Source organism: Clostridium sp. ATCC 25772, from assembly GCF_001573875.1.
GTDB classification, from domain to species: Bacteria; Bacillota; Clostridia; order Clostridiales; family Clostridiaceae; genus Clostridium_J; species Clostridium_J senegalense.
Genome location: NZ_LFRG01000023.1, coordinates 1 through 24,240 on the forward strand (window position 1 = coordinate 1; position 24,240 = coordinate 24,240).

Consider the following 24,240-nt stretch of genomic DNA (forward strand, 5'->3'; position numbering starts at 1 on the left):
TCTCAAGCTTATAGAGTTTGAGATTTATTTTTTTGCAAAAATAAAGCTGTGCACTAATTATTTAGTGCGACAGCCCCATTTTAAAAATATTATATATTTTTAATTAACAGTTATTGTAATTATTTTTCTCAACTGATAACAAAAATTTAATGTAAATTTTATTTTTAAAAAAATAAAATAGCCCTTACAATTAATCATAAGGACTATTTTCAAGTTATTTTATATATATTATTTAGTTAAATTTTCTATACTCTCAAGTACAGCATTATACATTTCTTTATATTTTTCACCTTTTGCCTTTTCTTCCTCTACAACAGCAGCTGGTGCTTTTGATACAAATCTCTCATTAGATAATTTTTTTTCTACTCTTTCAATTTCTGATTTTAATTTAACTTTTTCTTTGTTTAATCTTTCAAGTTCTTTTTCTAAATCTACAAGTTCTAATAGTGGCATATATATTTCAGCACCTTTAGATACTACTGTTACAACATTTTCTGGTGCATCTTCTTTAGAGTTTATTAATATAACTTCACTTGCTGAAGCCAATTTTTCAAAGTATGGAACTCCCTCTTTAAAAGGCTCTGATACTTCTGTTGCATAAATATAAGTTTTTGCTTTTCTTGAAGGTGGAACATTCATTTCACTTCTAGCATTTCTTGTATTTTTAATAGCATCTATAATATAATTCATATATTCTTCTGCTTTTTCATCTTTTAATTCTTCTGCAAATTCTGGCCAATTAGAAATTGTTATTGATTCTGAATCCTCTTTTAAGTGAGTATATATTTCTTCTGTTATAAATGGCATTACAGGATGAAGTAATTTTAATCCAGCTACTAATACATCATTTAATACATTTAATGTAACACCTTTAGCTTCATCATCATCACTATATAATACAGGTTTTACAAGTTCAATATACCAATCACAGAATTCTGTCCACATAAAGTCATATACTTTTTGAAGTGCAACTCCAAGCTCAAATTTCTCTATATTATCAGTAACTTCTTTGATAATAGAGTTCATTCTTGATAATATCCATTTATCTGCTATTGAGTAATTAGTACAATCTTTGTATTTTTTCATTAAATCTTCATCAAAGTTCATCATAACAAATCTTGAAGCGTTCCATATTTTATTTGCAAAATTCCTTGCAGCTTCAACTCTTGACTCATAGAATCTTATATCACTTCCAGGAGCATTTCCTGTTACTAATGAGAATCTTAATGCATCAGCACCATAATTTTCTATTACTTCTAATGGATCTACTCCATTTCCTAAAGACTTAGACATTTTTATTCCTTGATCATCCCTAACAATTCCATGCATAAGAACATTTTCAAATGGTACTTGATCCATATTATAAAGTCCTGAGAATATCATTCTAGCTACCCAGAAGAATATTATGTCATATCCAGTTACTAATGTATTTGTTGGATAGAAATAACTTAAATCCTCTGACTTTTCTGGCCAACCTAATGTTGAAAACGGCCATAATGCAGAACTGAACCAAGTATCAAGTACATCCTTATCTTGTTCTACATTTGAAGAGTTACATTTTGAACAAGCTGTAACATCGTCTACAGATACTGTTAACGCTCCACAGTCTTTACAATACCAAACCGGAATTCTATGACCCCACCATAATTGTCTTGAAACGCACCAATCTTGAATATTTTCCATCCAGTTAAAGTATATTTTTTCGAATCTTTCTGGTATAAACTTAGTTTCTTTTTCTTTTACAGCTTTAATTGCAGGTTCTGCTAAAACATCCATTTTTACATACCATTGCTTTGATAACATTGGTTCTACAACTGTTTTACATCTATCATGTATTCCTACATTGTGACTATGATCTTTAATCTTAACAAGATATCCTTCTTTTTCTAATTCTTCAACAATAAGTTTTCTTGCTTCATATCTATCAAGACCAGAGAATTTTCCGTAACCTTCACTTACTTTACCATTTTCCTCTAAAACAACTATTTCAGGAAGGTTATGTCTTTTACCTACTTGATAGTCATTTGGATCATGAGCTGGTGTTATTTTAACTGCACCTGTACCAAATTCAACGTCAACATAATCATCTGCTACTATTGGAATCTCTCTATCCACTAGTGGTAATTTAAGCATTTTTCCTACTAAGTGAGCATATCTTTCATCTTTTGGATTAACCGCTACTGCTGTATCTCCAAGTAATGTTTCTGGTCTTGTAGTTGCTATTTCTATTTTTTCATCACTACCTACTACTGGGTAATTGATATGCCAGAAATGTCCACCTTGCTCTTCATATTCTATTTCAGCATCTGAAAGTGCTGTCATACATTTAGGGCACCAGTTTGTTATTCTATTTCCTTGGTATATAAGCCCTTCATTATAAAGTTTTACAAAAACTTCTCTAACTGCCTCACTAACCCCTTCATCCATTGTGAATGTTTCACGAGTAAAGTCTGCAGAACAACCCATTTTTTTAAGTTGTGTTCTTATTCTCTCTCTATATTCTTCTGACCACTCCCAAACTTTTTCCAAAAATGCTTCTCTACCCATTTCTTTTTTCTTTAAACCTTTTTCAAGTAAAGCATTTTCTACTTTAACTTCTGTTGCTATACTTGCATGATCTTGACCAGGAAGCCATAAAGTACTATATCCTTGCATCCTTTTAGTTCTTATTAATATATCTTGAAGTGTATTATCAAGAGCATGACCTAAGTGTAATTGTCCAGTTATATTTGGTGGTGGCATTATTATTGTATATGGTTTTTTATTTTCATCAACTTCTGGTGTGAAAAACTTCTTTTCTTCCCACCATTTATACAATCTCTCTTCAAACTCTTTCGGATCATAATTCTTTGCTAATTCTTTATTATTTTCCATAATAATTCCTCCTCTTCTTTATCTGTTTTTATATTTTTTTTACAAAGTTAAATTTTTAATGTATATATGCTTAATTTTCATAATTTATAAAACAAAAAAAGAGCTCTTTCATCCAAAAGGACGAAAAAACTCGTGGTACCACCTTTTTTCCCTGCAAAAACAGGCTCATATAAATTAACGATTTGACAACCGTCTTTATCTACTAAAGTTCAATAAAGAAGCTCCAAAGCTACCTTCAGATTATTCCATATAGAAAACCTTTCACCCTAGAGTTTTCCTCTCTTTGATATTTCCAAATCCTACTCCTCTTTTTCAATGCTTTTATTTTAAATATTATTTTAAATAATTATATATTAACTCTGCCATAAAAGTCAACAGAGTAAATATAGCGAAACTGTAGTTTTATATATAAGTTTATTCATTCCAAAACTTGGATACCTAAAATAGTGAGCCATGCTCCCAATCACTTAGAATTCAAAACTACATTTTGTATAAAAATATTTTAAGGTTATTGAATAAATTTAAATTTGGGCTTGTTTCCCTATATAGGGTTCCAAGTTGACTTTTAAAATTATCCATTCCAAAACTTGGATACCCCAAATAGTGAGACATGCTCTGAATCACTTGGAACTCAACACTGCATCTTGTATGAAAATAATTTAAAGTTATTGAATAAATTTAAATGTGAGCTTGTTTCCCTATAGTATTCCCAAAATACTAGATTAAATTGTAAATTTGTTATTAATTATATTTAAATATGTATAATTTAAGGCTTATTGTCAATTATTACAAATGTAATTATATTTTTATTTGGGAGGTCTTGTATGAAATATTTTGAAAAAGCTAATGATCTTTATAATAAAAAACAATATGAACATGCAATAAATTTTTATAAAAAATCTATTGAAACTAAAGAAAATGAGGCTGCTTCCCTTTATAATACAGCAGTATGTTTTATCAAATTAAAAGAATTTGATAAAGCTATTATAAATTTACATAATGCATTAAACATAAAGAAGGAAAGCTCCTATTTCTTTAATCTTGGCTATTGTTATGCAATGATTAATGAAAAAAATAAGGCACTAAATTATTTTAACATTGCATGGTCATTAAACCCTAAAGATACTGAGTGTGAAAAAGCCATTAATTTAATTTTAAAATCTTATCTTCACAAAGCATCTTCATAAAAAACATAGAAATAACTAGTCAAAACCTATTGATATTTCAAATTTTGTAGAAACTATAGTGGAAGAAATTTCTCCTGATATAAGTTACGGAATGATTTTTACTTTCATATGCAAAGTTAATTTTAAATTAAGCTTTTTTCTATAAAACATCAACAGTATTGACTAGTTATTTTACCATTGTCCTACAACTTTAGAATTCCTATGATCATTTTCAAAATTATTATTATCAAAGTAATTTCCACCAGAATAAAATGTTGTATCTACACTTATCCACCTATCACTTGATTCATCATAAAACTCATTCCATGAATGACTTACCCATTGTTCGCCATTAAATCCTTCACCTATAACCATTCTAACTTGAATATCATTAGCTCTACACATTGCCACAAATAGACATGCATAGTCAAAGCATACACCTTTTCCTGTGTTAAAAGCTTCTACTGCTCCTGATTTTACTATTTTTAAGTTGTTTGATATAACTTCCATTGCTTTTTCATCGTCATATTTTATATTATTACCTATCCAATTATAAATATCTTTTGATTTTTCATAGGTACTTTCATTTTCTTTTACAATAGATAAAGCAGTTTTATTTATAGAAGCGCTAGATTTAACCCCTTCATCTAAAGTAATTCCATTGTAATAAATTATAGCTTTTCTATCCAAATACTCATTAAAAACACTTTTATCATTTTTACTAATGTCCGTATCTTCAACAATTATCTTAAAAGAATCATTCACTACTTGAGGCAAATTTTTAACTACATTTGAATTTATCACTGGATTTACAACATTATTTGATAGATAAGTATATATTTGTGATTTTTCCAAAGTATTCATATACTTTGGATTTTTATTAAACATAGCTCCAAAGCTTAATAAAAAGCATAGTACAACTAAGTTGCAAATTGCCTTAGGACTTTGAAATAATGCACCATATATTCTTCTTGACAAATTGGATTTTCTTTTTAAACTATTATCAATAGCCTCTAATATTGGGGTTAGTATTATGCTACTAGCAACCCATAAAATAAACACAAGTATTCCTTGAATTACTAATATAAAAGATATTGTTACTACAATTCTAGTAATAAAAAGATTTTTAGTACATAAATTCATTATCCAATTAGGTAAGTATTCATAAATATTATTGAACTTACCTTCATTATGCATTTGAAAAATAATCCATACCTTTTTACTACCTATTATTATAGAAACTATCAATGCTAAACTAGTAAAAATAGAATTTATTACTTCTTTTAATGCTTCTGATGAATTCTTTTTAAGAAATCCTATGATAATAGGATATATGAAAACTGCTATCAATATTATATTTACCACATTATTTTTCAGAATATAACACCACCTTTTATAGTTATATGGTTCTAAGTTTGCATCTAAATTTATGCATTTATCAAATGAGAAAATTTAAGATTATAATTAATAGTTATATTTATTTTTTCCTAACTGATAACAAAAATGTGACGGATAAATTAAATTTGGCTTGTTTCCCCATATACTACAATATTTCTTTTAATATAGTTTTTATTTCATCATATTTATATCCACGTCTTAATAAATAATCATATAACTTTTTATGTAGTTTATCTTTATTTTTTTCTGATTTTTTTAAAACATTTAATCTTTTTAATGCTAAATTATTTAATTCTTCAAAGTTTACTTCCTTTTGTTCTACAGTTTCTGAAAAATCATCACAAACTACAATACTATTTACCACTTTATTTATTATACTAAAATTATATCCATTTCTTAAAAGATAATCACTTAATTTTTTTTTCACTTTTAAATGATTTTTTTCACTTTTGATTAAAGTGTTATATTTCTTTTCGCCTAATTTTAATGCTGTTAATTCCTCTTGTTCATTAGAAATATTACTTAACTTATTTTCTATAACATCTTCACCTATTCCTTTATTGGACAGCGAAAATTTTATTTTTGATTTCCCGTGAACTTTAATTTTATCTTTTATATAAAGTTCTGCATATCTTATATCATCAACAAATGAATATTCTTTTAAAAATTTTATAACTCTTTGTATAGTTTTATCATCATATTCTTTACTTAGTAATTTATCATATATCTCTTTTTCTGTTTTATAAGATCTTTCTAAAACCTTTAATGCAACATTTTTAGCCTTTATATAATTATCTTCCTCTACAACTTCTATAATCTTATTTTTGTCTAATTCTAAACCTTTTTTTAAATTATGATAATAAACCAATTCACCGCTACAAGCAAATAAAAATTCGTCATTAACATATACATTTACTCTATCTTTATTATTTTTTTGAACTTGAATTTTACTTATAATGTATTTCATAATAATTTTTATTAGGATCCTTTCTTTAGCATCTATATATCTTTAAGAACTCTAGATAGACAATCTCCCATTTAAATTTATTCAATAGCTTTAAAATATTTCAAATGAGAAAATTTAAAATTAATATTTCACTTCTAGTTAACGATTTACTTTACTTAAGAGTGAATATTTAAGCGTTCTTGTTTAAAAAAGCTTAAACCAATAAAAATTTCATTAGTTTAAGCTTTACTTTTATTTATCTCTAAGTAATATATGAATTGTAGGATTTTTTAAAACTTTTCTTGCCACTTTATATAAATCTTCTTTAGTTACATCACTTAGCTTTTCCATTTCCTCTATGAATTCATATATAGGTTCACCTTCCATAGATTGATGCAATGCATAATTTCCTAAATCTGTAACATCTTCCAACGTTGATGCCACTGCAGTTTTAAATACCTTTTTCATAATCTCTATAGTTTCATCATCAAATACTATCTTTTCTTCTGTTATATCTTTTATACATTTATCAATAGTTTCTAATGTTTCTTCAACATTTTCTTCTGCTATTGATGTATAAATATATAATGTTTTTAATCCTTCACTTAAGTCTAATGTTGTATACACATCATAAGCAAGTCCCCTGTCTTCTCTTAACTCTCTAAATAATATTGAGTTGGAACTTTCTCCGAACTTATGATTTAAAACTCTAAGTGCTAATTCCTCCTCTTTTGTAAGATTGTTGAAAGAATATAAGTACAATACTGTACTTTGTTCTATTTCCTTTTTATAAGTTATTTCTTTTTTACATATATTCTTTTCAAATTCTACAATAGGCTTATTTACTTCCTTTGATTCCCAATCCCCAAAATAATTATTAATTAAAGTTCTTATATAATCATGATCATAGTTTGAAACTATTGATATATAGCAATTATTTGGAACATAATATTTATTATAAAACTCAATCAAGTCTTCTTTTGTCATAGCATTTATATGGTTTTCTTTTCCTATTACATCACACTTTAGTGGACTTTTTAAAAATGCCATGTTATTTATTCTATTAAAACTTAATTCTTCTAAATCATCTTTTCCACTTTTTACTTCAGAGATAATAACTCCTCTTTCCTTTTCTAACTGTTTTCTAGGAAATATAGAGTTAGTTGTCAAATCTGCTAACAAATCTAAAGACTTATTTAATTCCTCATTAAGAGTTGTAGTACTATATACTGTACACTTATAATCTGTATAAGCATTATACTCTCCCCCTAAACATTCTAATTCATAATTTAAAGCCTCATTATCTCTGTTTTTAGTACCTTTAAAAAGCATGTGTTCAACGAAATGGGCTATTCCTTTTTTATCATTTACTTCATATAACGCCCCTATATTAAACCCAACATGAACTGAAGCTAACTGAGTTTCTTTCTTTATTGTTATAAGTCTTATTCCATTTTCTAAAATAATATCACAGGTATCAAATATATTCTTAATAGTAATACCCTCCTCCCAAAATTTTCATAATCATTTTAGACATATTTTTAAAAATAACATTCAAAATTCAAATAATATTTTGTTTCAAAATATACAAGAATACTGAATTATTATTTTTTAATGTTTTAAACTAAATATTTTTATTATATCATTTTATTTCAACATAACAAGAATAATTCTTTTATTCCTATAAATTACTATAATATATTGCCCTTACTAAAGCAAATCTTATATTTTATCATCAAATTTATAATTTTTTTTGCATTTTCCTACTATATTATTTTCACGATTGATGTTATAATATATATTTTTTCAATATATTCCATTGATATTATGTTAATACTATGTTACTATAAGTTGTATTTCAACTTTAGAAAAACTTAAAATATTAATTATTTAATAAGTTTATAGATTTATATGACTAACTACATTATAGAATAACATTATTAAGTTTATAAGTTATTTAAATTTTTATATAAAACATAATAGAAAGAGGAATGTTAATGAATAAAATTAAATTTGAAGATTTAAATCTTAAGCCTTCAATATTAGAGGCTATTAATGATTTAAAATTTGAATATCCGTCTGATATTCAAGCTAAAAGTATACCAGTAAGTTTAGAAGGTTTTGACTTAATCGGTCAAGCACAAACTGGTACTGGAAAAACTGTTGCATTTGGTGCTCCACTTCTTAGTCTAATGGAACCCTCCAACGGAAACGTTCAAGCAATAATGTTAGCTCCAACAAGAGAACTTGCAATACAAGTTAGTGAAGAATTAAGCAAACTAAATAAGTATGCTCAATATAAAATACTTCCAATTTTCGGTGGTCAATCAATTGATAAACAACTTAAACCATTAAAAAAAGGTGTAGATATAGTTGTTGGAACTCCTGGAAGAATTCTTTATCATATAAATAGAAAAACTCTTAAATTAGACCACGCTAAATTCCTAGTTTTAGATGAAGCGGACGAAATGTTAAACATGGGATTTATAGAAGATATAGAGCTTATTATAAGCAATTTAAAGAAAGACAGACAAACATTATTGTTTTCAGCTACAATGCCAAAAGCTATTAAAAGCTTAGCTCAAAACTATATGAAATCTGACGCTAAACATATTGCTATTGCAAAACAATCTCTAACTGTATCTAAAATAAAGCAATTTTATTTTGAAGTAAGTCAAAAAGACAAACTTGAAGCTCTTTGCAGAATTTTAGATGTTGATGCACCTAAAAGCGCTATACTATTTTGTAAGACTAAAAGAGGTGTTGACGAATTAGTTTCTGCTTTACAAAGCAAAGGATACATAGTTGAAGGTATGCATGGTGACATGAAACAACTTCAAAGATTAAATACTTTAAAGAAATTCAAAACTGGTAATTTAAATTATTTAATAGCTACTGATGTTGCTGCACGTGGAATTGATGTAGAAGATATAACTCATGTTATAAACTATGATTTACCTCAAGACACAGAATCTTATGTTCATAGAATTGGAAGAACTGGTAGAGCTAACAAAGAAGGTACAGCTTATAGCTTTGCAAGTCGTAGAGAAATGTCTATGATAAGACAAATTGAAAATGTAACTAAGAGCAAAATGGAGAAAAAACAATTACCAACTTTAAATGATATATATGCTTCAAAATCAGAGAGTATATTAGAGTCTGTTAAAGCTACTTTAGAAGAAAATTCTTATGAAAGCTTTATACAAACTTCTAAAAATTTAATAGACGAATTCGGAGCTGAAGATGTTACTGCTTCACTAATAAAAATATTATTTGAGAAAGAGTTAAACTATGAGTATACTCAAGACACTCTTAAATGTGAAGAACCTTTCAGCAGGGATTCAAATAGAAGAGATTCAAATAGAAGAGATTTTAATAGAGATTTCAACAAAGATACTGCTAGATTATTTTTATCTGTAGGTAGACTTGATAAAGTTTCTGCTATAGACTTAGTTAAGTTTTTAGATAATACAGCTGGAGTAAAATCTAAAGAACTTGGAAGAATTGATATATTAGATAAGTTTACTTTTATAGATGTTCCTAATAACTTAGTTGATGTAATCTTAAAAAATAGTTCAGGTCAAAAAATAAACAACGTTAGAAAAGTAAGAATCGAAGTTTCTCATAAAAGAAAATAAATGTTAGGCTTTAGCCTATCATTTATTTTTTTATTTTAAATAATATATTTGGTAACTTTTTCAATTTTGTATCATATATTATATTATAATGGACAATTTAAAACTCTATATATACCTATTTTATTAAAAGCTTTTAAATTTTTAATTCCATTTATTTTTTATTTTCTTTAGGAGGGGTATAATGAAATTTTTTAAAAAATTATTTTTAATACTTTCCTTAGGCCTTATATTGGAATACATTATAATATATTTATTGTATATAAATAAATAAAATTAAATAATTTTTCCTATTTCAACTGCATTTTTAAATTTTTTTATCACGTCAGTTTTATTTTCTTTTATTGCAACTATAGCTACTGTTGCTGGCCCACAAGTTTTTTTCAAATCTAAATATACATTATCCTTTAATGTAAATTTTTTTTTATTACTAGTTGCTAGTTCCTTTGCTTCATACAATATTCCTTTTGAACCTACTGGAACTATTTCTAAAACTTCATCTAATTGCATAAGCTTATTTAAATCTTCATAAGAAAATATTTCATCATCACCATAAAAATTTATTTCACTTCCAACCTTAGGTTTACCTATAGCATACACCTTTGCTTTTTCACTTATATTGTTAATTTTCGCATTTTTCTTTTCACAAATTCCTATAACAGTAATCCCTACTCCTGTAGATGTAACTCTAAAGTTCTCCTCTGTGCTTCCTGTTAGCGGTATTCCATCTATTGCAGCTAGCTTCATTTCACTTTTTATACCTTTTATAATTTCTCTACCTGTAGGTTCCATTTCTGCACAAACATTATCTACAATACTTATTACTTTTGCTCCACTACATAGAATTTCTAACAATCCTACCCTTACACTGTATTTTCCTGTTATAAATGGCTCTACTTTTAGTGCATCATGTTCCTTATCTCCTATTCCACCACTACTATCACAAGCTATAACCATTACTTTTTCTTCATCTATATCTACACATACTAAATCTCTCACCTTATTTTCTATCATATGTTATAACACCTACTCTTTAATTTTTTAAAATAACTTAATTCTACAAATAAATTATATCAAAGTAATCTATAAATGCCATGAATTTTTAAAATTTATGTTATAATTTTATATAAACTTATTAATATACTCATACTATAGGGTTCTAATTTGACTTTTAAACTTATTTATTTATCAAATAATAAAATTTAAGATTAATATCATACTAATAGTTGACAGTTTATTTAAATTGAAAGTTATTGTGATTATTACTCACTATGTCCCTAATAGTTCTAAAGGCATTTTTTCTTTCTTTAAATTAATGTCTTGAAACCTCTATATATGAGAATTAATTTAATTAATATGAATAAAGAAATCATTTTACTATTAGATAATTATAAATATTATGCAGTACAAAAGGAGAAAAATATGAACAAAGTAAATTTTAAAGGTAGTGTAATGCTTAATCCTACACCTGTAGTATTGGTTACATCTAAAAATAAAGAAGATAAGGTAAATGTATTTACCGTTGGATGGATAAGTACTGTGTGTACAAAGGAACCTATATTGGCAATGGGTGTTAGGCCAGAAAGATTAAGCTATAATTATATAAAAGAAAGTAAAGAATGTGTAATTAATCTTACTACTAAAGATATGGTTAAAATGGTAGACTATTGTGGAGTAGTTAGTGGTAAAAAAATTGATAAAATTAAACATCTAGGAATTAAATTAAATGATGCTGTTAAAATAAACACTCCGTCTTTAGAAGAATCTCCAGTAGCCTTAGAATGTAAATTAAAATCTATCACGCCACTTGGAACACATGACCTATTTTTACTGGAAGTTCTAAATGTTAAAGTAAATGAGGATTTAATTGACGATAAAGGTAAAATACATTTTGAGAGAGCTAATTTGATTAGTTATTGTCATGGAGAATATTTTGCTTTAAATACTAAACCTTTAGGCAAGTTTGGTTATTCCATAATGAAAAAGAAAACTGCTAAACGAAAACTTAATGAAAAAAATAAACAAAAGTTCAAAAAATAATTTATATATAGGTTTCCAAGCATAGGCGTAAAGCTAAGCCTAAAACTTCCAAAATTATAGTGTTAAAAAGTAATAATGAAAAAATTTAAGATTAACATTTACTTTAGTTAAGAGTTAAAAGTTCTGGTTAATTACTAGTGGATGTATTCCTAGTAATACTGGACATATCTTTTTTAAGACCGGCTTTGTTTAATATAGATTTTATTATTGAACTTTCAATTTTACTGGAAAATAATTTATAGAGAATATGTTTTGTTACGCCTGTCCTTCTTGTTATGGATGTATACTTTGAATATAGATTCAATCAATTTTATATCTTAATTTCAAGGTTTAATACTTCTACTAGGATGAAACTGACTATTCAGTTTCATCCTAAACTATTAATTCTTAACTTTTAACTAACTATACTTGACTGATAGCAAAGATTTGATAAATACACTTAAATATGAGGTTACATAACTATGATTTTATAAATTAGCTTTTATTAAATTAGAAAATTATATCAAACTTAAAATTTATATAATAATAAAAAACAAAATTTTTCGACTATAATTTATAAATATATATTAAAAAATCTTTAAACTAGATAATATATTTATTAACTTATTTTTTAAGAAAGGTAGTGAGTTTATGAATTTTTTCAAAGTAGCTTCTGCTTGTCCTATAACAAACGTTGCAGATGTAAACTTTAATATTAACGAAATAAAAAAATGTATTTCAAATGGACTAAAACAAGATTGTAATTTAATAGTTTTTCCTGAACTAAGCGTAACATCATATAGTTGTGGTGATTTGTTTTTTCAAAATAAACTATTAATAGAAAGTGAAAAAGGCATCTATGCACTATGTGAATATTCAAAGGAAAAAAATATAATCATATCCGTTGGTGCGCCGATTTTACATAATAACTGCTTGTTTAATTGTGCGGTAGTTATATTTGATGGAAAAGTTATTGGTATTATCCCTAAAAGTCATTTACCTAATTACTCTGAATTCTATGAAAAGCGTTGGTTTACTAGTGGACTTAATATTATTAATGAAACTGTGAATCTTAGTTTTCAACAAGATGTTCCTTTTGGAACAAACATTATATTTTCTGCTGGAAATGCCAAAATAGGCTTTGAAGTATGTGAAGACTTGTGGGTAACTATACCACCTAGTAGCTATTTAAGTTTATGTGGCGCTAATATAATTTGTAATTTATCATCCTCTAACGAATTAGTTGGAAAGGCTGATACTAGAAGAAACTTAGTTAAAAACCAAAGTTTAAGATGCATTGGTAGTTATATATATTCATCATCTGGTGTTTTTGAATCTTCTACTGATGTACTATTTAGTGGACATTTAATAATTTCTGAAAATGGTAGCACCCTTGCAGAAAATAAAAGATTTCAAAGAGAAAATGAGATAATAACTGGAATAATCGATTTAGACAAACTCAACAATGAAAGATTAAAGAATATAAGCTTTAGAGATAGTATGTGTTTATGTCCTTTTATACCAAAAATAATTGACATAAACATAAAAAATACTTCTATTAATAGTTTTGATAGAACTATAGATAAGCTTCCTTTTGTACCTAAAACAGAATCTGAACGAGAATTAAGATGTAAAGAAATATTTAATATTCAAACAGCTGCATTAGCGAAACGTTTTTGTCATACAAAACTTAAAAATGCTGTTATAGGTATTTCTGGAGGATTAGACTCTACTCTTGCACTGTTAGTAGTTGTTAAAACTTTTGATATGCTTGGATTAGATAGAAAAAATATAAAAACAATTACTATGCCCGGATTTGGTACCACTGATAGGACTTATATAAATGCATTAAAACTTTGCGAAAATTTAGGTACTGAGCTTAAAGAAATAAATATTGTAGATGCTTGTATACAACATTTTAAAGACATTGGGCATGATCCAGCTATACATGATGTTACTTATGAAAATGTTCAAGCAAGAGAAAGAACTCAAATATTAATGGATATTGCAAATAAAAATGCAGGACTTCTAATTGGAACTGGTGATTTATCAGAACTTGCATTAGGTTGGTGTACTTATAATGGTGACCATATGTCTATGTATTCTGTTAACTGCTCTATTCCCAAAACATTGGTACGTTATTTAGTTGAATATGTTGCAGAAAAAGAATTAGATGGTAATGCTTCAGAAGTTCTTATGGACATATTAGATACTCCTGTAAGTCCTGAGCTACTGCCAAAAGATAGTGAAGGTAAAATAGCTCAAAAAACAGAAGACATTGTAGGACCTTATGAACTACATGACTTCTTCTTATTCCATTTTATAAAACAAGGTGCTACTCCTGAAAAACTTCTATTTTTAAGCGAAAATGCTTTTGGTGATGAATACACCAAAGATGAAATTTTAAAATGGAGAGATATGTTCCTTAGAAGATTCTTTACTCAGCAATTTAAACGCTCTTGTATGCCTGATGGTCCAAAAGTAGGTTCTATAAGTCTTTCACCTAGAGGTGATTTAAGAATGCCATCAGATGCGAGTTATAATAGTTTTATGTAAAAACTTAGAATTCTATCAAAAAACTAAAGGAGCATCGCCTATGATTAATTTTTATTCATAGACGAAGCTCCTTTTTAATAAAACACAATTCCTAAAATTGCTGAAATTACTATTATCAATATAGGATGTATTTTAGTTTTAAAAAGCATAACCCCTATTATTGCCCCTATTATTAAACTTTTTAAATCTACATATGCTGTTTTACTTAAAGATATAAACACACCAATTATAAGACCAATAAGTGCTGGCTTCATTCCTGATAATGCTGAATTTAATAGTGTAGACTCCTTAAATTTTGTGAAAAAGAAATATGCCAGTGTAACTAATATAAAAGATGTAGTTACAACTCCAAGAGTTGCCACAATACTTCCTAACACTCCACTAACTTTATATCCAGTAAAAGTAGCACAATTTATTGCAACTGGTCCTGGTGTCATTTGAGATATACCAATTATATCTACAAATTCTGTGGCGCTAATCCATTTATTACTGTTAACAACTTCATTTTCTATAAGGGATAAAATAGCATATCCTCCACCGAACCCAAAAGTGCCAACTTTTAAAAATGCTAAATAAAGTTTTAAAAGTAACATACTTTATGACACCTTCTTCCTATTGCAAAATATCCCATATAAAGCAGCTAAAATAATTATTATAACAGGATTTACATTTAAAAATGCAGTAAGTATTACAGTAATTATCACAATCATTATGTTATTAGTAGACTTTTTTACTGATTTACTAAGACTAACAACTGCCACTAATACAAGCAATGGAACTGCTGCATTTATGCCACTAAACATTCTTTCTACAATAGCTAAATTTCTAAATTTTGAAAAGAACATAGCTATAATAAGTATTATGCCAAAGGACGGTAGCGTTACTCCCAGTAACCCTAAAATGGCTCCTGGAAATTTCCCAATTTTATATCCAATAAATGTAGATGAATTTACTGCTAATGCTCCTGGAAAACTTTGAGCTATAACTAATATCTCAAGAAACTCATCTTTAGATAGCCACTGATTTACTTCAACAACTTCCTTTTCTATAAGTGGAATCATTGCATATCCTCCACCAAAAGTAAAACTCCCTATTTTTAGAAACGTGAAAAACATTTTTAGAAGCTTTTGCATATAATTACCTCTCTTTATATAATAATATATGAAATTATAATTTATTTTTAAAGATACCTTAATAAAATTATACTACATTCCGATAATAAATATAGAGTGTCTAAGAGAGGTGTTTAATATGGAAATATCAAAATTAAGAAATAGTCCACAAATCCAAAGAAGCGGTTCTAAAATAAATAAGCAATTAGACTTTTCTAAGAACTTTAACTTTGCTCAACAAAAAAAATCTGAAGAACAATTAAAACAAATGCTAAAAAATATAAAAAACAAAGGAACAAAATTAGTAGCAAGTAAAAATTATGCTGATGTTAAAGCCTATAAGAGAGAAATTAAAGCCTACTTAGAATCAGTGCTTGCTTTTATGTATTCAGTAAAAAAAGACACTAGTTTTTGGCAAACTCAATATTTCATTACAGTTGATATAATAGATAAAAAATTAGAAGAACTAACACAAGATTTATTAAATGAACAGAAAGAAAATTTAGATGTAGCAAGTACTGTTGATGAAATAACAGGTCTTATAGTCGATATTTATAAATAAGTTAAGTGCTTATTTTACAACATAAAAAACAGCCATAACATGGCTGTTCTCATTAAATTATTAAGAAGCTACTTCTTCTTCATTTTCATTTTGAGGTCTGTTAAATTTTCTAGTAAATTGAGTAAGTAGTATTACTATTGCTATTGAATAGATAACTGCTGTTACATAATATGCTATTCTGTATCCTGAATCCCCTAAGAAGTTTTCATTGAAAAGGAATCCTGCTGTAAACAGACCTGCTAATATTGTTACTATTGCTTGTGATACGAATATTACTGAACTATAAGCTGGTCTTAATTCTTTAGTAACAAATTCCATTGGTAATGATTGAACTATTGGATTTGCTGCATTCATAAAACCTGCCCTAAAGAATAGTCCTGCCCCTACTGCAAGTACCATCATTCCACCAAATTTATCACCATTTCCTATAATTAACATGAAAGGAACTGAAATTGCTGATAACAGTGATATTGCACCAACTCTACCAAATTTCTTAGAAAACCATGGTGAGAACATCATAAATATAACCATTGCTATTGTTTGAAGTGATATAAGGAATGATACTGTTGCTCTGTCTATTCCTAAAGTCCCTAAGAATATTGTGAAGTAAGGAACTATTAATGATGCACCAAATCTTATTAATCCATTATATACTAAGTATAATAGTGCATATTTATTACCAAGTACTCTCCAATCAATTTTAGTTTTACCTTTTTCATCTTGGTGTCCTGCATAATCTTCTTTAACTTCTCTTAATAATAATAATGGTATTGTTCCAAGAACTGCAATTACCACAAATATTAAAAACACGTCAGTATGTGCAGATATGTATGCTGCATTTTGAACTGTAGTAAATTCTGCTGTTTTAGTTGATAATGCTTGTGCTTGATCATAAGCAATTCCAAGTCTTGAAGCAAATCTCCAAACTATTAATGCACCACCTGTAAAACTTGCTAATGCCATTCCAGCAACATTAGAATACATTGTTCTTGAGAAAACTTTATCTCTTTCTTCTTCAGTAGTATATTGTGTTAAAAATGGTGGTAATACTGCATCAAATAAGTATAATCCTAAAATTAACACAAGAGTTATACAACTTACTGATAACCAACTTCTTGTAAAACTTATTAATATCAATCCAGCTATACTAACAACTCCGCCAGCTACAAGTATTTTTTTATATCCCATTTTAACTATAGCTGCGACTAATCCTGCTGTTAATAATGTAGCTATACCTGTATATATCGTGTAACTATTTACTATTGTAGGCTGAGCTTGTTTTAAAAATGTTATAAGTGTATCATTTACAATACCACTTAATATCCCCATAAATAAATAACTAATGAAAAACATTCTACTATTATGTTTATAACGTTTTAATACCTCTTCATTCATATGATCATCCCCCTATAATAATACACATATTTAAATTAACCCTTTATATAATTTCGTGTGAGAGAAAACTATTATGTAACAATATTTTATAAACCCCTGGCCAGAGACAATATATATATATTGTTAAACAATTCATAATTTATTTACAATTGTTTCTCAATTAGTACTATAATACACATTTTTTTGAAAATCAAGATATTATTTAAAATTAAGAAAATTTAGAATTTTCTTTAAATTTTATAGTTTTTAATAAACATTTATGAATTTTATATATATTTATTTTCATTTTTGTAACTATTTTGTGAATATTGTTTCATTTTTTTTATTTTTTCATTCTTTTTATTTTTTTGTTACAAATAATGGATTTGTTTTCTATAAAATTTTATTTTAATTTATATAAATGAATTTTTAATACATTTTTCACATTTTCCATTACTATTTTATATAAAATATCATTTATAATATACATTTAAATTTTAAGTATATTTTTTAATTTTATAAATTTTTTTTCATAAATTAAAACTACTATTATAAAATTCTATAATAGTAGTTTTAATAATTCTTAATAAAAAAGACGTCTACTTTGAGACGTCTTTTTTATTAAGCTGCTTCTTCTTTATCATTTTTAACTTTCGGTCTATTAAATTTCTTAGTAAATTGAGTAAGTATTATTATTGTAGCTATTGAATAAATAACTGCTGTTATATAATATGCTATTCTATATCCACCCTGACCAAAGAATGCACTGTTAAACAAGAATGCTGCTGTAAATATACCTGCTAGTGTTTGTGCTACCGCTTGAGATAAGAATATTATAGAACTATATGCAGGTCTTAATTCTTTGGTAACAAATTCCATAGGCAATGATTGAACTATTGGGTTTGCTGCATTCATTAAACCGGATCTAAAGAATAAACCTATTCCTACAGCAAGTACCATCATACTACCAAATTTATCACCATTTCCTATAATTAACATGAAAGGAATTGATAATGCTGCAAGTGCTCCAATTGATACAACCCTACCAAATGTTTTAGATAACCATGGTGAAAATATCATAAATATAACCATTGCTGCATATTGAGCTGTAACTAGCGTTGAAACTGTTGATCTATCTATTCCTAAGGTTCCTAAAAACACTGAGAAGTATGGAGTTATTAATGACGCTCCAAATCTTGTTAAAAAATTATATACTAAATATAATAATGCGTATTTATTTCCAAGAACTTTCCAATCTATTTTTTGTTTAGTATCACCTTCTGTACTAACTTCATAATCTGCTTTTACTTCTTTTAATAATAAAAGTGGTAATAAAGCAAGTACACCTACTATTAAAAACATTAATAAAACATCTTTATGTGCTAATGTATAAGCAAAATTCTGAGCTTCTGTAAATCCATCTATATTTGCAGATAACGATTTTGCTTCCCCATAAGTTATGCCAAGTCTTGAGGCAAATCTTGAAACTATTAACATACCACCTGAGAAAGTTGCTAAAGTCATACCAATGACATTAGTATATAAAGTTCTAGAGAAAACTTTATCTCTTTCTTCTACTGATGTATACTGTGTTAAAAATGGTGGTAATATTGCATCAAATAAAACTACTCCTGCTAATAATGATAGCGTTACAAACATTATTACAAACGTATTTCCTGTTACATTAACTAATACAAGAGCTAAAATTGTTAATACCGGTCCAGAAATTAATATCTTTTTATATCCTAACTTTGGTGCTAAAGCAACTAGTCCAGCTGTTAACAATGTTGCTATTCCCATGTAAGTGGAATAACTTGCTGCTACACTTGGCGCTGCTTGATTTAAAAATGTAACTAAAGCATCAAATGCCATACCACTCATTATACCCATAAATATATAGCTGATTATAAACATATTACTATTGTGTTTATAACGCTTTTTTAGTTCTTCACTCATTAAATATTCCCCCTAATTTTTATAAATCAGAATAATCGTTTCTTTTTAAATATTGAAATATTTTTTTATATTTTAATCTTATCTTTTATTTGTACATAATAGTTTGATTTGTTTACATACTTTAAATTTTGGCCAAAAAATTATTTTATGTAGCGTTAACATTTTATTAACATTTATTCTTATTAGTAATATAATACATAATTTTTACAAAAGCAATACATTAAAAAATATTAAGATAATTAAAAATTTTTAGTTAATTTAATTGTTTTGTTTGTATTTTATTATAATTTTGTATTTTTTTGTATGTTTTTATTAATTTTATGTTAATTATAACTACAATTTCATTGATTTTTTTATAATATTAAATTTTCATAAAAAATAATTGTTTTTTTCTATTTAATAGAATTTAATTTTATTTTTATTAAATATTTAAAAAAAATTAATTTTTATTTTTCAATAAATTTGATTGTTGTTAAAATAATAAAATTTATCTACTACATAAACATCATGTGCGTAAAGCTAAGCCACTTTATTCCAATAAAATATCTTTCTTTTAATTTATTGATACATTATGTAATAATAAAAATTTCAAATAAGCTATTCATTGAAAATTAATTTAGAGTTTTTTTGGAATTTTTAGGCCTAGCTTTACGCCTATAGGGAAACAAGCTCCAATTTAAATTTATTCAATAACTTTAAAATATTTTCATACAAGATTCAGCATTGAATTCTAAATGATTCGGAGCATGTCTCACTATTTTAGGTATCCAAGTTTTGGAATTGATAATTTTAAGAGTCAACTTGGAAGCCTATATAACATAAACATATGAAATATAAGAATATCCCGAAATTATAAAATATATTTAAATATTTTAAAGTTAATCATATTTTTTTTAATTATGTTGATACTAAATATTAGGCTAATATTATTCTTCGAATCATAAAATATAATGAATACAATTAATAGAGGTGATATATTAATGTGGTTTAACAAAACAACGGAAGATGTCCTTACTCTTTTAAATTCCAACTTAGATAATGGACTTTCTTCAGAGCAAGTAGAAGACCATAAATCTAAATATGGACTTAATAAATTTACTACTAAAAAACCTAAAACTAAAGTTCAAATGTTTTTTGCTCAATTAAACGATATGATGATTTATATTTTACTAGTTGCAGCTATTTTATCTGCTGTAGTTGGCGAAACAAGTGACTCAATAATTATTTTAATAGTAATTCTTATTAATGCTATAGTTGGTATGATTCAAGAGGCTAAAGCAGAAAAAGCCTTGGATGCCTTAAAGGAACTTTCTACACCTAAAGCACTTGTAAAAAGAAATGGAGTAATTGTTGAAATTCCTTCTGAAGATGTTGTACCTGGAGATATAGTTATAATAGATGCAGGTAGGTATATTCCTTGCGATATACGTTTAATAGAAAGTGCTAATTTAAAAATTGAAGAATCAGCTTTAACAGGTGAATCTGTGCCTGTAGATAAAGATTCTGGTATTACACTTGAAAATGAAGACATTTCTCTTGGTGATCAAAAAAACATGGTCTTTATGTCAACTTTAGCCACTTATGGACGTGGTATCGGTGTTGCTGTTGCAACAGGTATGGATACTGAAATTGGGAAAATTGCTAAAATGCTTGATACAGACGAATCTGAACAAACACCACTACAAAAAAAACTTGAACAACTTGGTAAATATCTTGGCTTTGCTGCTATAGCTATAAGCATAATAATGTTTGTAGTTGGTATTTTGCAAAATAGAGACATTCTAGATATGTTTATAACTTCTATAAGTTTAGCTGTTGCTGCTATACCTGAAGGTTTGCCTGCAATTGTTACTATTGTACTTGCAATTGGCGTTCAAAAAATGATAAAGCAAAATGCAATAATAAGAAAGCTGCCTGCTGTTGAAACTCTTGGTTCTGTCAATGTTATTTGTTCTGATAAGACTGGTACATTGACTCAAAATAAGATGACAGTAACAAAATTTTATTGTAATAATAATTTAAATGATATCGAAAATCTAAATATTGATGACCCTGTAGAAAAATTATTAATAGAAAATTTAGTTCTTTGTAATGATGCAACTTCTAGTGAAGATTCTAAAACAGGTGACCCTACTGAAATTGCATTGCTAGATATAGGCAATAAGTACAACTTAACTAAATTAGATACTAATAATAATCATCCAAGAGTTGGAGAAATTCCCTTTGACTCTGATAGAAAACTTATGAGTACTATAAATAAATATTCTAATGAGTCTTTTGTATTAACTAAAGGTGCAATTGATAACCTTTTAAACTTATGTACTAAAATATATTTAAACAATGAAATAAAAGATTTAACTACAGAACTTAAAGATTCAATCTTAAAAGCCTCATATAAAATGTCTGATGATGCTCTAAGAGTTTTAGGAGCTGCATATAAAGCAGTTGAAGATTCTACAGCCTTAACAGAAGACGATGTAGAAAAAAATCTTATATTTATAGGATTAGTAGGAATGATAGATCCTCCTAGACTAGAAGTTAAAGATTCTATAGAAATTTGTAAAACCTCTGGAATAAAAACAATAATGATAACTGGTGATCATAAAAATACTGCTTTTGCTATAGCTAAAGAATTAAATATAGCTACAGATTTATCACAAGTTATATCCGGAGCCGAATTAGATAAAATGTCAGATGAAGAGCTTACAAATTCTATAGATACTCTTAGAGTTTTTGCAAGAGTTTCACCAGAACACAAAGTGAAAATTGTTAAAGCTATTAAATCAAAAGATAATATAGTTTCCATGACTGGAGATGGTGTTAATGATGCTCCATCCTTAAAAGCAGCTGATATAGGCGTTGCTATGGGGATAACCGGTACAGACGTTGCAAAAGGTGCAGCTGATATGGTTCTTACTGATGATAACTTTTCCACTATTGTTTCTGCAATTAAAGAAGGTAGAAATATTTTTAATAATATTAAAAAATCTGTTATTTTCTTAATTTCTTGTAACGCTGGTGAAATAGTCAGTCTATTTCTTGCAATTTTGCTAGGTTGGGCTGCTCCACTTAGTGCAACGCATATCTTATGGGTAAATCTAATAACTGATACTTTTCCAGCATTAGCATTAGGTGTTGACCCTGGTGATAAAGATATTATGAATAAACATCCTAGAAATTCTAAAGACAGTTTATTTAAAGGATCCATGTTTACACTAATATTTAATGGCTTTTTAATTGGATTTCTAACATTAATAGCCTTTGTTTATGGAGCTAAAGTTTATGGTGGTTCTGATATCACCTTATCAAACATACCTGATAAAATTCTTATTCATGCTCAAACATTAGCTTTTACTGTATTAAGTAGTACTCAACTTGCTCATTCACTAAATATGAGAAATGAAAGTAAATCTATATTTTCCATTGGCGTGTTTTCAAATAAATATCTAATTAGTTCTATAATACTAGGATTACTACTACAATTCTTAGTTATAACAATACCACCAATAGCTACATTGTTTGGAGTTTACAAACTTACTTTAAATGATTGGATTTTTGTACTATTAATTAGCTTAGTACCAATTATAATAAATGAAATTTTAAAAATTTTTAAAAGAAGTAATGAAAAAAAAGTTAGAGATTAATCTCTAACTTTTTTATTATTTCTATTAATTTTATAATAGTCTAGTTCCCTCTTTATCTTGAGTTATTAATTTTTTCTTCATAAGCCCACCTAAAGCTCTTTTAAAAGCATTTTTACTAGTTTTGAAGATTTTTTCTATATCCTCTGGTGAAGATTTATCATTCAATTTGATAAATCCGTCGTTTTCTTTTAAGTACTCATGTATTTCTGTTTCTAAATCTGACTTTTCTTCTAATCTTTCTTTTCTTAATGAAAGCCCTACTTTACCATCCTCATAATATTTTTTAACTCTACCTTTAACTATATCACCTATTTTTAAATCGTTATAATATTCATTTTTTAATATTACACCTCTATATGTATTTTCTAAAGCTATTTCTGCAGAGTTATTAGTTTGGAATCCATATATAGTTCCTTCTACTTCTTGACCAACTTCATAAGCATTTGTATCATGTAAATAGTTGTCTATTTTTGTTGTTGCTGCAAGTCTATTTGTTTTATCTACATATAATGCAAATAAATATTTTTTACCAACCTCAAGATTATATTTTTTTTCTTTAAAAGGAACTAGAACATCCCTTTCTAACCCTATATTAATAAATGAACCAATACGGCTTTCATCAACAACTTCTAAGTAAGCTATTTCTCCAACTGTTGCTAATGGCTCTTTCATAGTACCTATAATTCTATCTAAAGAATCCCTATATATAAACACCTCAAGTTCATCACCAATTCTTATATCATTTCTTAACGCACTTTTGTTAGGTAATAATATATCATCTGATGAATTTCCTGTGGTTCCATCTAAATAATATCCAAATTCTGATCTTCTAACAACTTTTAAATTATTTATTTCACCAATTTTTATCATAATTTCCTCCTAATTTTTTCCTTTTGTGTTATTGGACAATAAACCTGTACTCATCACACTGAATATATTTATTTAATGTCTCTACAAATTTTTAAAAACATTGTTCTTTTAATTCTAAAAATCTGTTT

At 27.0% G+C, this 24,240-nt stretch carries 16 protein-coding genes and 1 other annotated feature; of the genes, 6 read left to right on the forward strand and 10 right to left on the reverse strand.

Features of this window, described 5'->3' with window-relative positions; translation table 11 throughout:
- Positions 1-228: 228 nt before the first annotated feature.
- Positions 229-2,874 (reverse strand): valine--tRNA ligase, encoded by a 2,646-nt coding sequence (locus tag AZI32_RS10030; RefSeq protein ID WP_061995702.1) that lies wholly within the window; start codon positions 2,872-2,874, stop codon positions 229-231.
- A gap of 113 nt (positions 2,875-2,987) precedes the next feature.
- Positions 2,988-3,199, reverse strand: a binding site (T-box leader).
- Positions 3,200-3,698: 499 nt separating this feature from the next.
- Here AZI32_RS10030 and AZI32_RS10035 point away from each other — a divergent pair.
- Positions 3,699-4,061: a CDC27 family protein gene (locus AZI32_RS10035; protein ID WP_061995703.1), complete on the forward strand. Its 363-nt coding sequence runs from the start codon at positions 3,699-3,701 to the stop codon at positions 4,059-4,061.
- Positions 4,062-4,232: 171 nt separating this feature from the next.
- Here the strand turns inward: AZI32_RS10035 and AZI32_RS10040 are convergent, their stop codons facing one another.
- From AZI32_RS10040 to AZI32_RS10050, 3 genes are all read right to left on the reverse strand, one after another.
- Positions 4,233-5,390, reverse strand: coding sequence for a transglutaminase-like domain-containing protein (locus AZI32_RS10040; RefSeq protein ID WP_157450887.1), 1,158 nt, complete (start codon positions 5,388-5,390; stop codon positions 4,233-4,235).
- 193 nt (positions 5,391-5,583) lie between these two features.
- A complete protein-coding gene (gene recX, locus AZI32_RS10045; protein WP_061995705.1) occupies positions 5,584-6,405 on the reverse strand; it encodes a recombination regulator RecX in 822 nt (273 codons plus the stop codon).
- Between the two features lie 231 nt (positions 6,406-6,636).
- A complete protein-coding gene (locus AZI32_RS10050) occupies positions 6,637-7,869 on the reverse strand; it encodes a pitrilysin family protein (protein WP_061995706.1) in 1,233 nt (410 codons plus the stop codon).
- A gap of 512 nt (positions 7,870-8,381) precedes the next feature.
- On the opposite strand from AZI32_RS10050, the gene AZI32_RS10055 reads away from it, so the two are divergent.
- Positions 8,382-10,022 (forward strand): DEAD/DEAH box helicase, encoded by a 1,641-nt coding sequence (locus tag AZI32_RS10055; RefSeq protein ID WP_061995707.1) that lies wholly within the window; start codon positions 8,382-8,384, stop codon positions 10,020-10,022.
- Positions 10,023-10,295: 273 nt separating this feature from the next.
- Here AZI32_RS10055 and AZI32_RS10060 read toward each other — a convergent pair whose 3' ends face one another.
- Positions 10,296-11,033 (reverse strand): AIR synthase related protein, encoded by a 738-nt coding sequence (locus tag AZI32_RS10060; RefSeq protein WP_061995708.1) that lies wholly within the window; start codon positions 11,031-11,033, stop codon positions 10,296-10,298.
- Between the two features lie 408 nt (positions 11,034-11,441).
- Between AZI32_RS10060 and AZI32_RS10065 the strand changes: the two genes are divergently transcribed.
- Positions 11,442-12,059 carry a flavin reductase family protein gene (locus tag AZI32_RS10065; RefSeq protein WP_061995709.1) on the forward strand — a complete coding sequence of 206 codons (618 nt, stop codon included), beginning with the start codon at positions 11,442-11,444 and terminating at the stop codon, positions 12,057-12,059.
- A 630-nt stretch (positions 12,060-12,689) separates the two neighbouring features.
- A complete protein-coding gene (locus AZI32_RS10070) occupies positions 12,690-14,594 on the forward strand; it encodes an NAD(+) synthase (protein ID WP_061995710.1) in 1,905 nt (634 codons plus the stop codon).
- Between the two features lie 74 nt (positions 14,595-14,668).
- Here the strand turns inward: AZI32_RS10070 and AZI32_RS10075 are convergent, their stop codons facing one another.
- Positions 14,669-15,187, reverse strand: a complete 519-nt coding sequence (locus AZI32_RS10075; RefSeq protein WP_061995711.1) for a chromate transporter — start codon at positions 15,185-15,187, stop codon at positions 14,669-14,671.
- A 3-nt stretch (positions 15,188-15,190) separates the two neighbouring features.
- Positions 15,191-15,727 carry a chromate transporter gene (locus AZI32_RS10080; protein ID WP_061995712.1) on the reverse strand — a complete coding sequence of 179 codons (537 nt, stop codon included), beginning with the start codon at positions 15,725-15,727 and terminating at the stop codon, positions 15,191-15,193.
- Positions 15,728-15,845: 118 nt separating this feature from the next.
- Here AZI32_RS10080 and AZI32_RS10085 point away from each other — a divergent pair, with 118 nt between their 5' ends.
- Positions 15,846-16,268 (forward strand): YaaR family protein, encoded by a 423-nt coding sequence (locus AZI32_RS10085; protein ID WP_061995713.1) that lies wholly within the window; start codon positions 15,846-15,848, stop codon positions 16,266-16,268.
- A gap of 60 nt (positions 16,269-16,328) precedes the next feature.
- On the opposite strand, the gene AZI32_RS10090 is transcribed toward AZI32_RS10085, so the two are convergent.
- Positions 16,329-17,663 carry an MFS transporter gene (locus AZI32_RS10090; protein WP_061995714.1) on the reverse strand — a complete coding sequence of 445 codons (1,335 nt, stop codon included), beginning with the start codon at positions 17,661-17,663 and terminating at the stop codon, positions 16,329-16,331.
- Positions 17,664-18,263: 600 nt separating this feature from the next.
- On the reverse strand, positions 18,264-19,598 hold the full coding sequence (locus tag AZI32_RS10095) for an MFS transporter (protein ID WP_061995715.1): 1,335 nt from the start codon (positions 19,596-19,598) through the stop codon (positions 18,264-18,266).
- 980 nt (positions 19,599-20,578) lie between these two features.
- Here AZI32_RS10095 and AZI32_RS10100 point away from each other — a divergent pair.
- Positions 20,579-23,242: a cation-translocating P-type ATPase gene (locus tag AZI32_RS10100; RefSeq protein WP_061995716.1), complete on the forward strand. Its 2,664-nt coding sequence runs from the start codon at positions 20,579-20,581 to the stop codon at positions 23,240-23,242.
- Positions 23,243-23,272: 30 nt separating this feature from the next.
- Here AZI32_RS10100 and AZI32_RS10105 read toward each other — a convergent pair whose 3' ends face one another.
- Positions 23,273-24,112, reverse strand: coding sequence for a S1-like domain-containing RNA-binding protein (locus tag AZI32_RS10105; protein ID WP_061995717.1), 840 nt, complete (start codon positions 24,110-24,112; stop codon positions 23,273-23,275).
- Between the last annotated feature and the right edge of the window lie 128 nt (positions 24,113-24,240).

Excerpts from the sequence above, each read along its gene's own strand:
- AZI32_RS10095 (WP_061995715.1), bottom strand. The coding sequence starts at position 19,598 with ATGAGTGAAGAACTAAAAAAGCGTTATAAACACAATAGTAATATGTTT.
- AZI32_RS10030 (WP_061995702.1), bottom strand. The coding sequence starts at position 2,874 with ATGGAAAATAATAAAGAATTAGCAAAGAATTATGATCCGAAAGAGTTT.
- AZI32_RS10035 (WP_061995703.1), top strand. The coding sequence starts at position 3,699 with ATGAAATATTTTGAAAAAGCTAATGATCTTTATAATAAAAAACAATAT.
- AZI32_RS10065 (WP_061995709.1), top strand. The coding sequence starts at position 11,442 with ATGAACAAAGTAAATTTTAAAGGTAGTGTAATGCTTAATCCTACACCT.
- AZI32_RS10105 (WP_061995717.1), bottom strand. The coding sequence starts at position 24,112 with ATGATAAAAATTGGTGAAATAAATAATTTAAAAGTTGTTAGAAGATCA.
- AZI32_RS10090 (WP_061995714.1), bottom strand. The coding sequence starts at position 17,663 with ATGAATGAAGAGGTATTAAAACGTTATAAACATAATAGTAGAATGTTT.
- AZI32_RS10100 (WP_061995716.1), top strand. The coding sequence starts at position 20,579 with ATGTGGTTTAACAAAACAACGGAAGATGTCCTTACTCTTTTAAATTCC.
- AZI32_RS10060 (WP_061995708.1), bottom strand. The coding sequence starts at position 11,033 with ATGATAGAAAATAAGGTGAGAGATTTAGTATGTGTAGATATAGATGAA.
- AZI32_RS10055 (WP_061995707.1), top strand. The coding sequence starts at position 8,382 with ATGAATAAAATTAAATTTGAAGATTTAAATCTTAAGCCTTCAATATTA.
- recX (WP_061995705.1), bottom strand. The coding sequence starts at position 6,405 with ATGAAATACATTATAAGTAAAATTCAAGTTCAAAAAAATAATAAAGAT.
- AZI32_RS10070 (WP_061995710.1), top strand. The coding sequence starts at position 12,690 with ATGAATTTTTTCAAAGTAGCTTCTGCTTGTCCTATAACAAACGTTGCA.
- AZI32_RS10080 (WP_061995712.1), bottom strand. The coding sequence starts at position 15,727 with ATGCAAAAGCTTCTAAAAATGTTTTTCACGTTTCTAAAAATAGGGAGT.
- AZI32_RS10075 (WP_061995711.1), bottom strand. The coding sequence starts at position 15,187 with ATGTTACTTTTAAAACTTTATTTAGCATTTTTAAAAGTTGGCACTTTT.
- AZI32_RS10085 (WP_061995713.1), top strand. The coding sequence starts at position 15,846 with ATGGAAATATCAAAATTAAGAAATAGTCCACAAATCCAAAGAAGCGGT.